The sequence below is a fragment of the candidate division KSB1 bacterium genome, assembly GCA_034506395.1.
GTDB lineage: Bacteria > Zhuqueibacterota > Zhuqueibacteria > Thermofontimicrobiales > Thermofontimicrobiaceae > Thermofontimicrobium.
Genome location: JAPDPQ010000008.1, coordinates 12,514 through 25,972 on the forward strand (window position 1 = coordinate 12,514; position 13,459 = coordinate 25,972).

Annotated in this window: 9 protein-coding genes; all 9 read right to left on the minus strand. The window is 44.9% G+C overall.

The genetic code is table 11. The annotated features are described in order from the left end of the window. Positions 1-49 precede the first annotated feature (49 nt). Complete coding sequence (plsY, locus tag ONB37_07010) at positions 50-697, minus strand: glycerol-3-phosphate 1-O-acyltransferase PlsY (GenBank protein MDZ7399892.1); 648 nt, start codon at positions 695-697, stop codon at positions 50-52. Positions 698-823: 126 nt separating this feature from the next. Next, entirely contained in the window at positions 824-2,656 is a 1,833-nt protein-coding gene (locus tag ONB37_07015) for a DegV family EDD domain-containing protein (protein ID MDZ7399893.1), read from the minus strand. 989 nt (positions 2,657-3,645) lie between these two features. After that, complete coding sequence (locus ONB37_07020; GenBank protein ID MDZ7399894.1) at positions 3,646-5,709, minus strand: GxGYxYP family putative glycoside hydrolase; 2,064 nt, start codon at positions 5,707-5,709, stop codon at positions 3,646-3,648. Between the two features lie 346 nt (positions 5,710-6,055). Continuing rightward, a complete protein-coding gene (locus tag ONB37_07025) occupies positions 6,056-6,814 on the minus strand; it encodes a tyrosine-protein phosphatase (GenBank protein MDZ7399895.1) in 759 nt (252 codons plus the stop codon). Continuing rightward, the gene (locus tag ONB37_07030) at positions 6,798-8,756 is read right to left on the minus strand and encodes a SpoIIE family protein phosphatase (protein MDZ7399896.1); all 1,959 of its coding nucleotides are present in this window, start codon (positions 8,754-8,756) and stop codon (positions 6,798-6,800) included. The genes ONB37_07025 and ONB37_07030 overlap by 17 nt, the downstream gene beginning before the upstream one ends. Positions 8,757-9,167: 411 nt before the next feature. After that, positions 9,168-9,980, minus strand: a complete 813-nt coding sequence (locus tag ONB37_07035) for a patatin-like phospholipase family protein (protein MDZ7399897.1) — start codon at positions 9,978-9,980, stop codon at positions 9,168-9,170. Positions 9,981-10,091: 111 nt separating this feature from the next. Continuing rightward, on the minus strand, positions 10,092-10,301 hold the full coding sequence (locus ONB37_07040; GenBank protein ID MDZ7399898.1) for a DUF6485 family protein: 210 nt from the start codon (positions 10,299-10,301) through the stop codon (positions 10,092-10,094). A 70-nt stretch (positions 10,302-10,371) separates the two neighbouring features. Next, entirely contained in the window at positions 10,372-12,246 is a 1,875-nt protein-coding gene (locus tag ONB37_07045) for a T9SS type A sorting domain-containing protein (protein MDZ7399899.1), read from the minus strand. Positions 12,247-12,419: 173 nt separating this feature from the next. Continuing rightward, on the minus strand, positions 12,420-13,319 hold the full coding sequence (locus ONB37_07050; GenBank protein ID MDZ7399900.1) for a hypothetical protein: 900 nt from the start codon (positions 13,317-13,319) through the stop codon (positions 12,420-12,422). Positions 13,320-13,459: the final 140 nt, after the last annotated feature.

The window sequence follows — 13,459 nt, forward strand, 5'->3', positions numbered from 1 at the left end:
TAAAGAGCACAATTGGCATTGACTTGCTGTTGTGATTCGGTTCTCACGATCAATCCTTCGCTCCCCGAAAACTAATCTTCTTAATGCGGTTCTCACGGCCTTCCATGAGCCGTTTTATGTTGCTCCGATGCGTGAAAACGATCAGCAGTGCCATAAAGATGGCAAAATAGAATAGCTCATTGGAGATCTGCGTGTTGAAAAATTTATTGAGAATGATAATCACAAAGGGTAGAGAGATGGCTGCAGTCATGGAAGCCACGGACACGTAACGGCCGCTCAGCAATACCACTGCAAAGATCAACAAACAAACCAGTCCGGCGATAGGGTAAAGCGAAAACAACATGCCCGCAGCAGTCCCCACTCCCTTTCCCCCTTTGAACCCAGCAAAAATCGTCCAGATATGTCCCAGAACGGCTGAAATCCCAGCAATGATTTGTATCAAATTATGACTGAACGGAATTGGATCGATTCGCAACTTCGAGATTAAAAGCGTCGCCAGCACGCCTTTTCCAACATCCACAAGGATGACGACGATTCCCACTTTCCAGCCCAAAACTCGGATGGCATTGGTCGCCCCAGCATTCCCACTCCCATAATTCCGGATATCAATACCGCGAGTTAGTTTCGACATAATGATGCTGGTCGGTATCGAGCCGGCAAGATAGCTCAGCACAATAATGACGATAATGGATAGCATGGCCCTGTTCTCACCTTTGTTCTGTTAAAGATTCCTGCTGCCTCAGCAGGCGTGATATTGCTCTGATAATGATTTTACAATCGATGAATTTAGAAACTCTATGGTGCAAATAAGATTTTTTCCCATTTATTGTTGAAAGCCAAGGACTGCGAAGCCAACGGTACCTGGTCCAGAGTGGACTCCCAGCACTGGTGCAGCATCCACGATCGGTATGGGTTCTTTAATATCGAACCACTCGGTTAATTGATGGACGTACCAGGTGGCTTTCGAATAGGCATTGGCGTGAGCAACCACAAATTTAACCCGCTTATATTTCCCAACGAATCGGCTTGCCATTTTCAATGTCTTTTTCATGGCCATTTTTTCGCCAATTGCTTTGCCAGCGAGAATCACCCGTCCATCTTGATCAAAAGTAACAATAGGCTTCAATCCCAGTATCGTACCAATCAATCCCTTCGGCTTGCTCATGCGACCGCCTCTGACCAAATATTTCAGTGTTGGTAGCATGATAAAGATGCGGATGTTTTTGATGGCGTATTCCACGCGGGCTTTCACTTGCTCCAAAGTCAGGCCTGCTTCGATTGCTGCGACCGCTTCCATTACGACTAAACCCAATGCTGCCGAAATTCCCTTTCCATCAATGCAAGTGATTTTTTCTGGAGCGACGATTTTAGCAGCACGCTCAATGGTCTGAAATGATCCGCTCACGACTCTGGGCAGATGAATTGATAGGATGGCATCATATTGGGGTACGACTTGCTGGTAAACCTTCAAGACATCTGCCATAGCTGGCTGGGAACTTGTCGGATGATGCGGGGATGTGAGCAGCTTATCATAAAACTCCATGGGAGTGATATTTACTTTATCCAGGTAGCTTTGATCACCGAAACTAATTTTCATTGGGATCACATGAATGTGATGCTTGGTGATGAAATCATGGGGCAAATCGCATGAAGAATCGGTGACAATGCCGATCCGAGCCGTCGGTACGGGCGAATAAATATCCTTGTGCTGCTTGATCATATCATCCACTTTTTTCGCTGAGATTTGGCCATATGCCGAAATTGTTTCAAATACCGCATCTGGCGAATTGGTGTGAATATGTACCCGGACATGGTCTTTGCTCCCGGCGACAATCAATGAGTCCCCCAACGGCGCGAGTGCTGATTTCAGTTTAAGATGATCGATTTGCTCTGCAGAAACCATCGCTTCAGTACAGAAGCGAAAGCTAATGTTAGAATCAACTATCCCTGGAATGGTCGCCACTGATTCCGCCTCTTTGGCGAATTGCACTGAAGCGTCCTTTTCGATTTTGCCCTGTTCAATGAAATGGACGATGCCCTCCAAGAAGTGAACAAAGCCCTGTGCCCCAGCGTCTACGACGCCGGCTTTGCGCAGTACGTCCAATTTTTTGGGGGTTTCGGCCAATGAAAGCCGAGCTCTTTTTAGCCCTCTCTTCAGCAAAATGACAAAATCTTCGGTGCGCGAAGCCGCTTTTTCGATGGAGTTGGCCCAATCGCTGATTACTGTTAAAATCGTTCCATCGCGTGGCTCGGATAACGCCTCATAAGCGGATTTTTTCGCGCGCTGCACGGCGGCAGCAAAGGCTTTGGTGGTCAGCCTCCATTTGTCCTTAACCGCCTCGGCAAAACCGAAGAAAAATTGTGCCAATATTGCACCCGAATTTCCCTGCGCGCCCATGAGCGCCGACTCCGCCATTTGGCTGCTCACCGCAGCGATAGATTTATCCGTTCGTTCTGCCAAACGACCCGAGATATGATTCATGGTCCGAACCATATTCGTACCCGTATCTCCGTCCGGTACTGGAAATACGTTGATCTTATTCAAATAGGCTTGCATTTTGGCCAATTGTCGGGTACTGGCAAATATCGCATTGCGAAGTCGTCGACCATCGAGATAGCGGATCTGACTATGCTTTGTAATTTTGCTTTGTTTCATAAATATGAAAAATCCTTCCTGTTATTTTCTGTTTCAATTGTGAGCTATGAAAAATTGATCGTCCACAAACTGCGGTCCCTTTAAGCTTTTTGAATGGCCGAACTTCCTGGATCGGAAGCATCATAGATAAGCAACCGAGTCTTGAATTTTTTAGCCTATATTAAAGATGCCGATTCTTGCTAAATATGGCTTCTTGGTTTTTCGAATCCGAACATATGATTTTTGGTGAGAGGACAATAGCCAATTTCTCATCATCGAAGAATTCGATGATTGGATAATCGTTAGCCCTGAGGAGACTCACAACCATTCATTATGTTCGCGAAATTTGATTTTGATAATGCTATTAAATTCGATGTTGCTCCATAGAAAAAGATGCAATATTGCAACTGTTCATATCATTGCTCCATAATTTGATGGGTTGAAAGTGAAATAAAAGATTCAGAATCGCGCTGAGGAAGAGGAGAGAATCCAAGAAGCGTATTGGCGAACTTCGGGTCATCAAAATCAGATTTGCTAAAGGCGTCAAAAGTGATGTCTTCCTGAAAAATTTGGAGCGCTAATCCCCGTCAAGAAAATTAATCATCAAAGATTTTGCTCTCCCGTGAGATGAGTCGCAGTCGATAGCGGAATCTGCTTTCACTTTCTGGGAGAAACGCCCGTTATCTATTCTAATGGACGCCAAATGTAAAAAATATGATTCTAAAAGTCAAGCTTTTTGCTGCAATAGACCAAAATTTTTGGTTAAAAAGGTACTTCGCTCGAAAAAATTTCAGAGAAAAACCAATTGGGCCGAGCGAATTTCTGAATGTGAACTAAAAGAATAATCGCCAGAGGGATTTATCAGCCAAGCTTAGGCCCAGTTGCTCGGAAAAGGGGATCAATTAAAATAGGGATGTTGGCCAAATTCAACCTGGCTGAGTTCGAAATTTGCGATGAACCATTGAAAACTAAGTTTGGTGAATCAACGTCACGGTGAAGTGCAACAATTTTTATTCTCTGAAACGTTCGACGAAAGTTGGTTGTTCGCCAGCCATCTTTAGAAAAATATCCAGTGGCACAACTTCAAACTCCGAGCTTAGTTTGTTGAGAATGGATTTTACCCGCTGGACAGAGCTGTATTGTCGAACATGCATCAAAAGGAAGTAAGGTCGCTGCTTGTTGATCACAGCCAATTCTTTCAGATCGGCAAGGATCTGGTCATCGGGCGCTTCTGGTGCCATATAATAATTGTAAGAGATCAAAGGTCGCTTATCTCGCACAGCAAATGTATGTGATTGAACATAGCCATTGACAAACCCGATCGCGTCGGGCATGCCCTGATAGAAGGCATCCACTACTTCCCGTGTGAGGTCGGAATTGCCTTCCACCATAACGCCCTCGGAATAATCCATGATCTCAAATACATTGAGATCCAATTTTTTCATCAATTCGTATGCGAGAGAGACCATCTGAGGCAGATACTGCTTAGGGACCGCCTTTGGGTAAACATATCCAGGTCCACCCAGACAACCGATAAAATAATCATTAGCCGTTGCCTGAGTGTAAAAATATTCCAGCATGGCAGGTGCCAGCCATGAATAATTCATTGACACTTCCCAAGCATACGGGATTTCTCCGCGCCCCGGCTGATTCCAAGCGCCTAAGCCAATTCCGTCAGTCTGGATGCAACTGATATATACTTTTTTCTTTGGGAGATATTTCTTTCCGGGGATAATGTGATGATTATTTTTGAATACAAAATTAGGTGTTGCAGGCACCTGAGAGCTGAAGCTCATGTTGGGCAAGCTATGAAGCCCTTCAACCCGCAAAGCATAGCGGGAAGTTAATCGCACCCATTCCTCTTCCAAATCCTTTTTATAAGAATGCCAACCGAATACAAAACCAAACGGCTTCATTTCTGAAAGCAGTTCGTTGGTCAATTGGTATTCCTCTGGAATGGTTTGATTGGCGCAGAGATCATTGAAGAACATTTTCTTATACATTCCCCAATCTGCCACGCCAGGTTTCATGATATTGCCATGTTCACCGCCGAGCCAGACGATATATTCCTTGTTACATCGTTCCCAATATTGATCCTTTGCCCAACGGTAAATCTCAGCATCGGATTGCCCGACGAATTGACCTCTGAAATCTGCTACGGGACGCAAGCCTATTTTTTCGACGAGGTGGATCAAATCCTCGTTCACCACAACAGCCTGTTCCAGTCCAGCAACGGTAAAAGCGACGATCAGTGAAGTGCGCACCGACTTGTCCCAAACGACATATCCATTGATCTGCTGGCGGAAGGTATTCAGTGCTTGTTCGGCTGAGCGCAGCTCTTTGAAATTGAAATATCGTTCATTCTGCAAGAAATCGAAGAAGCCAGGAGTGTACCGAAAATCCCATTTTTCAGGATAGATGAAATATAAATTGGGGCCGGTGCGATTGGCCAAACCTTGCAGAGAAATAAGCATTGCCTGTTGCGGTAGTTTCCCATCAATCGACCAGTCATCCTCCAAGCGCATAAAATAGGCCTGTCGGCTGCCAGCTCGCTTTAAAAGATAAAAGAGCCGATCTCCATGTTGCCGGGAGGGTCGCGTGACTGTGTAGCGCACAAGTTGCTCTGGGATGGAAATTTCATAACTGTGTAAGGCGCTAAGCTCTGTTTCGCCCTGCGAGCTGGCAATCGGCACTCGTTCGCTAATCGTTAGAACGGTGCTATCAGCATTCCAAGTTGCAGCCAGCACGCGACGTCCATTATTGCGATTCATGATCCCCAGAAACACGTTGGTGGGAGCCACTTGGTGCTGTTGTTGCCAAAGCGTTGTTTTGCCGTTAGGGGCCAGGCGAATCGTATCTACAAAAGCGTCCCTGGCACGCGTCCCCCATTTCTGGATCACAGTCACTTGATCGCGTTCCATCTTAAATTCGATGAAGAGCGATCGATAGAGCGGAATGACTGTGCTTTTTTGGGGGATCAGTTCCCACGAACCATTGAAATGCAGATAAGCTTGAGCGATCAAGGTTGTAGAGCTCATGAAAAGGCAGATCAGAAGCGTGAGCGTTTTTTGCATCGATTTACTCCGTAATTTATCTCAGGTTTAAAATGACAGGAATAGAATTTTGGGCTTGCATCCTCAAGGCAAAACGCGGTATCATGAACGATGGATTGGAGCAGCCAGAAATTTAGAGGAGAAAGTAGAAGATCTAGTTTTTGAACAATCCTTGATGCGAGTATGGACATTCTGTATCTTTAAAATCAAATCAAGCGACCATTTTATGAGAGTGCGCTAATTTTGCGCTAATTTAAACGTTCGCTGGCATAAAGTCAAGCTAAAAATCAATCGACCAAATTTCTCATGTGCACCAAAGAACGATGCAAGAATTCGAACGTACGACAGGAGTTTAATAAATATGTGGTCATTCGATCAGGGCATTTTTTATGGCGATCAATTCCGATTCAGATAGCTTGAGCCCATATAAGGCAAAATTCTCTACAGTGCCAAATATCTGGGTGATCAGTTCATTTGCTGCATTGAGATAGTCCGCTCTGGCTTCGAGTAAAGCCAAAAATCTCTCTTTGGGGATGCCAAAAAGCGAGAGCGCTTTGATCCAATGCTGGATATCGGGATTGGAAGTGAGCGCATAATCATTGGTTTTGAGATAATCAGCAAGGGCGACTTCGTGCGGTAAATCGAGCAGCAAATGGATAAGCCAACAGGCAAAGCCAGTACGATCTTTCCCACCAGTACAATGAATGAGAACTGGAAGGTTGTGCGGCTCGGCAATAAGCTTAAGGATCTGGGCGAATTCCTTCTGAAAATGGGTGACGTATTCTTGATATACCTCTATCATCATTTGATGATAATCGATTTTGCGAGCTTTTCCGAACAGAACGGAAAACAATTGCCATAAAAACCCTGATTCATTATGCTTTGATGTTTTGATGGGGATATGGACAGAAGCGATCTGACGCGGGAGGCGATCTGGTCGGCTCTGTCGCTCCTTATGTGTTCTCAAATCGATGACAGTTTTGATCCCCAAGTTTTGCAATTCTTGTTGGTCAGATGCTGTGGCAGTTGAAAGGCTGCCGCTGCGATACAATAGCCTGGTTCTGATGGATCGCCCGTCACGGGTACGGTATCCCCCAAAGTCGCGAAAATTAAGAATGGCTTCCACGAATTCCCCCAGAGATTGAATTGATCTTGCAGATGATGGTGGTCATATCGTCCTGCTGGACCTGCGGATGGACAAAGCATCGGACTGCGTGTTGCAGATGTTTTATGATTTGTCGTGCGTTGAGATGGCGATGGTTTCTAATAATTTCAACGACCCGTTGCTCGGTAAATTCAGAGTCATCTGAGGCCTGGGCCTCGGAAATTCCATCGGTAATAAAGAAGGCGATCTCTCCAGGAACGATGGGGATCGCGCGACTGGAAGTATAATGATAATCCTGCACGATGCCCAGAGGGATCCCATTGCTCTCCAGCATAAGTCGGATATTGCCAGCGCTATCTAACAAATAGCCAGGAAGATGTCCAGCATTAGCATATATCAAACATGCGCGCTCAGCATTGATGAGCGCCAAGAACAAAGTGACAAACCGTTCATTGTCCAGGTCCGAGCTCAATTGCTGATTTAGTTTAGTTAATAACTCTCCTGGGTCTGTGGTCATGGTCGCAAAGGCACGCAAATAAGCGCGGGTCTGGGTCATGATCAGCGCGGCTGAAATCCCATGTCCACTCACATCCCCAATGACCATCGCAACACTTCCGTCCTTCATGGGGATAAAATCGAAATAATCGCCATTGGTTTCCACTGCAGAATATGTAGCGCCGGCAATATCAACTCCTGGCAAGTTTGCCTTGACATGATAATAGCGTTGTTGTAATTCGCGCGCGATGCGCAGTTGAAATTCCTGTTCCTGCTTCTCTTTAAGATCGGTGATATCCTTGAGCACTGAAACAAAGTGGGTGATCATTCCAGCTTCATCTTTCATCGGCGTGATGCTCTGTTCGCTCCAGTAAAGTTGACCATTTTTCTTGCGATTGATGATCGTGCCGCGATAAGGCTTGCCCGACAGAATGGTTTTCCATAGGTTTTGATAAAATGCATGATCGTGCTGACCCGACTGTAAAAGCTTAGGCGTTTGCCCCAATGCCTCATCCCGATGATAGCCTGTTGTCGTTTCAAAAGCCGGATTCACATATTCAATAATGCCTTGCTTGTTAGTAATGAAAACACTATCCGCTGTTTGCTGAACAGCATTCGAGAGCATTCTGAGAGATTCGAGGTTTCTTTTTTGATCAGTTACATCTTGAAGATAAAGCATCACGAGGTCCGGAGGAACAAAAACGTAACTGAATATGATATCTTTTGACTCGTGCGTCGTTCTCAAACTGAAGGAGTTTATCTCTCGGTTCACTGGCTTCTTCGTCTTGAAACATCGAAAAAAATCCTCTTGGATTTTGGGTTCGTCCTTGAAAATGTCGCGCATGTTTTTATTTAAAAAATCTTGAATTTTTCCTCGCGTATAATCTTTGGCCGCATGATTGAAATCGACCAAGAAAAAATCATTATCATGATGCTGCCAGACGTAGGTGGGCATTGGAAAACCCTTGAATTGCGCCACGATTCTTTGATCGCTCTGACGTTGGCGCATCTCAGCCTGTTTGATGGATGTCACATCTCGAAGGATCACTATCCCCCCGATGATTGATCCAGCACTATCTTTCATTGGACTGGCGGAGACTTCGATAAATATACCTTCCTGACGATGGAAGTTCTGAATGAACATGAGTTCATCAATGATTGTTTCTCCACGTAAGGCGCGGGCTAATGGCAGTTGTTTAGAGGGATAGGGACTGATCTTATCTGGGTAATATGTGCCATAAATTGATGACCATTCCACGACAGAAGCATCTACGGGACCAATTCCCAAAATGTGTTCCGCAGTCGGGTTGAAATAGACAAATTTGCCAATCTGGTCAGCCACGATGACACCCTCAGTAAGGTTATCTAAGATCGATTTTAGTGTCTTATTCTCTTGGACCAATATCCCAATCGATTTTTGATTGTGACAACTGACTATTTTTTTGATATCTCGAAATAGATCGTTCATTATTCTTCATCCTTAAACATTCGCTGGGCAATAATACCAGAGGAAAGGATATAAATTGTCCCCGTCCGAGTCAGCTCGTTATTGCACGATTTTCAGTATTGTTATTTTGGGGTGACATTAGAAAACGATAGGCTGACCAATTGGATCAGCCTCAACTTGGAATAAATTTATTGGTTATTAAACCGCTCAAACCAGAGAATGATCCCATCAAGACGAAGAAATATCTAGCTCATCATCCTGCGAATGAATGAGGGATATAACTATTCATCTTGGCCGAAATCTCATTTTACGATTTTGGCATTCAAGAAGGAAATGAAATGAATTTTTTTGAAAAATTAGAATCGTTATCAAATGCGGGCTTAAAGTTGACTATGAAATGAAAGATCATCACCTCGGCAGATGTAACTTGGATCAATGCAATAGACGGAACAACCAAAAGCGCTTTTTCTTTGGGAATAAATCCAACTCAATTTTCTTGATCGCCGCTAATGCGGTGGAATAACCTTGTTCATAAAGCGCGTCAGCTTGATGAAAATCATAAGGGTTAAAGCCAGCCAAATTGGGCACAATTGTGGTATCGCCATCCGGTGCGTGGATAGCGATCTGTTCGATCACTAACTGGAAGGAATTCATTAAAATCTGGATGATATTCTCTGGCGGTTTGGGATTAGAAATGCCAGGCAAAAGTTTCACTGCAATGACATAATCGGCGCCCATTTGCCGAACGACATTCGTTGGCAAAAAATTGAGCACGCCTCCATCGACCAGAACCTGATTTCCGCGGACCAGCGGTGTAAACACCCCGGGAATAGTGCAACTGGCGCGGACCGCCTCTGATACCGGTCCATCGCGAAACACAACCTCCTTGCCTGAAGTGAGGTCCACAGCTACCGCCGCAAACGGCCGCTTCAAACGCGTTATGTCGATGCGCCCAAGTTTTGCGTCGATAAAACGCTCCAAGAGCTTACTGTTCAGTAATCCCATTTTGGGGATGGTCACTTTGCTGATCTTTCCCCAACTCAACGATTTGACTAGTTGAAACATTTCATCGCTGCTATATCCAGCCGCCAAGAACGCACCGACCAGGGAGCCAGCACTGGTGCCAGCGATCATGTCGATAGGAATCTGATGCTCTTCCAGAACCTTGATCGCTCCCAAATGGGCAATACCGAGCACCGCGCCACCGCTTAAGGCTAAGCCAATTTTCTTATCTCGGAATTTCATGTACCACCCCTTTTGTTCGGTCAAACTGTATCTTTTGTGAATGGGCTTCGTCGTTCGGAGATCAAACCGATTGATTCGATTCGTCTGGCATGCCATAAATTCTGTGAACCATCAAAATCGTTTTGCCCCCGAATGCAGCGCAACGAATCGGGCGATCGACCGATCATAAGTGCGTTCGATATGATCGGGAAAGAAGCAGGCTGGTAATTCGCCAGCGCGACGATGATAAGCCAGACATTCACAACAATACCCTTTGCGGCTACAGGGTTCATAGCTGCAGTTGCATCTTTTCAAATTCTGCTGGTAATTTTTGCACTCCATAACAGCTCCGCTTGATTTTAATCCTATATGCGAGACAAACGATAATTCAGTGTTGATACCTACATTTCTTCTATTTGAGCAATGTGATTTTTCGTGTCTCTTGATAGGCTTCGCACTTCATCACCAACAAATAGGTACCTGCTGCCAGAGGGTACCCTTGATGATCGGTCCCATTCCACTCAATTTGATGGAAACCTGCTGGTAAATCAGCATCGATGAGGGAGGCTATTTGATGCCCAAGGATATCATAAACTTCTATCTTTGTATGTGAGGAGCCTGCAATCGAAAATTTGATCATCGTTTTGGAATTGAATGGATTCGGATAATTCTGATAGAGTTGATAGTCGATTGGTTCGTTAGATTGAACAATTGGTTCAGCAATGGCGACAGTTGTTCCTAACCCGAAATAATTGATGATGCGATCCATCACTTTATTTCGGTCAGCTTCGGGATATATGGTTTCGAACGGGAATCCAAAATAGACCAATTTGCCGATCTTGGCACTGGAACCAAATTTCCCTTCGTATTGAATGCCGGCAATGTAGGAGGTGCCATCATATTTCAAACAGGCTAAGCTCCCGCCGAGTGGATCAATGCAATCGGGGTAATCTACATTATATAAGCCGTGAGTTCCATCATCGAATTTGAGATTGGATAATCCTTCAAAAATTGAGCCAGTTGATCCGCTGAATTGATAAACATTGGCATCATCAGCGACATATCGGGCCTTTAAATAATTTTGATAGAACGATCGGCCGTTATTGTAATAGTCTAAATCCCAACCAATCTCAGCACCAGAGACGAATAGTTTGCCCCCATTTTCGAGATATTCTTTCACCATCGTTTGTTCCTGGCTATCAAAGGTGCGATTGGCTGTGGATTCTTCACCAAGGATCCAGATGACCATCGCATAGTTTTTCAAATCGATCGACTTTTGAGCGACAGCCTCATTGCAGCAAGAGTCAAAATTCAGGTTCAGGTTACTCAGCGATCGCGAATAAGGAACCACATAATTTTTGGTGTTCAGATCAGAGGTCATTCGATCAAAGCCGTTGACGATCAAAATCGGAGCTTTTTGGGCGGCCACGCGGGTCCCCAATACCTCACTCATGATGCCTAACTCGCCTGAATCGTTGATTCCGACAATCCGAAAATAATAGTTTTTCCCTTCGATTAAATTATCAAATGTCCGCGATAATTCAGTTATCTCTCCCATGTTGGTGAACGTGATGCCGTCGCTGCTGAAATAGAGCTGATAGCGGCTTGCCCGATCGACCGCCTCCCAGCTTACGCGGATGGAGCAGCCGCCAAGGTTTTCTACTCGAACTTGGGGCGCAGCAATCATCAACTGATTGAAACGCAACGGGGTATAGTTGCCCCAATCGACTACCCGATGGACGCACCTGGTTGCGCTTCCTGAGGCTTCGTAAACGATAGGCCGCCCATCGGCTGCTCGTTGGTCGAACAATCGTACGTGATTGGCGGGGATGTTCAAAATATCCCCGGCCAATAGTTCGTTTCTAGCGATTTCAGTTGAATAATTGGGCAAGGTACGCGTACTCTGCCTCGAGATCTCCCAGCAACGGGAAACAAAAGCCGAGCAATCGATACCAGTTGCCCACCAGGGTGTGCCACCTGCTGCATTGTAATGCGAAAGATGCGAACCAGCGCCATCTCCCTTAGCGATCCGCGCGATAAATGTCGGGACATCATCATTGCCGCCATACGAGTACGCTTCCCCGGTATACCATCCCACCGAAAAATCACATGGCTGATTGCCATACTGGAGATATTCAGGATGGTTGATATTGGCTTCGGAACAATACCATTGCACCTCAACATATTCCTTCGCATGAGAGATGATCTTCTCTCGGGTGATCTGAGCCGATGAAAGCCCAACAGCACAAAAAAATATGAACAAAATGGGCAGACGATTAATTTTCATGAATGCTATCCCAAATTAATAAACCCATTAATTAAGATTTCGAACTGCGAAAGTCGCCGACGAAATCAAATTTGCAAATCGCTCGATTATAAAATTAGCGCAATTGGCTCAATTGGCGGTCCGAAAATATAACCGTCAAGATTGCGGTTGAATTCATCTCCGTCACTCCGATCCTATTTCTCAAGCTGCCAGCGGAGCACAGTGAGGCCTTCTGACCCGATTTTTAAGAAATAAATATTGCCATCCTTATCAATGGTGATCGGCTTGAATGGGGCTACAATATTTTTATTTTCGATGGCAACCGAAGCAAGGAGATGTCCCTCTCCGTCCAGTTTATCCACTGCAAAATAAGACTCCCCCCTTGAATTGAACAGCTCCTTCCGGAGAAAAATATTGCCTTTTCGATCGGTATCCAGAAAAACCAGTGATCCCAGCTCGTCCTGCGTGGTAATGTTTATTGTTTGCTTTTGCCGAGTTCGACTATTTTCGATGAACAAATAACCGTGATGTTCGTCGAGCCACTGGGTGTGAAATCGTCGATCGGGGATCTGGGCGCTCAGCCCTGGCGAAATTTGGGGGAGTGGCTTGGATAATGATTGATCCATTAAATTGTACTGGGTCTGATCGATCGTCTGGACGAAAACCTTTTGATTCGAGACCCTCAAACCGTCGAGAAAACCGATGTCCCGGCTAATGGTTATCCTCTTAAGCAATTTGCCTTGGAAATCATATTGCTCTGCCAGGTAATTGTAAGGAGCAAGCAAAACGATTTGGCTATTGTAAAATTGGATATCGAACGCTTGGCAGGTGATACTGAACTTCCTTAGCCACTTCCCCGCAGCGCTATAAAGCTGGACGCGCTTATTGACTAAGTCGAGGATAGCAATGTTGCCTTCGGAATCAATCGCGAGCGATTGGGGACAATTGCCTTCGGCTTCCAGTATCAATCCGAATTCACCATCCGCTTGTCCCCAATTGGCGGTGATGAGGGTTTGAGATTGGGGGTCGCCAGCATAAACATTTTTAGTTATAAAAAAGAAGAAAACCATGAAAATAATCAAACTTATTCTCATTGCTTTTACCTCGATTGTTGAATTGAGAATCATTTACAAACTAACATATTTTAGCATAAAATACAAGGTATTTTTTATACCGCTCAATGCAAAAAAATTATCTTGACAACCGATTAAATTATCGTTATATTTCGCATTTT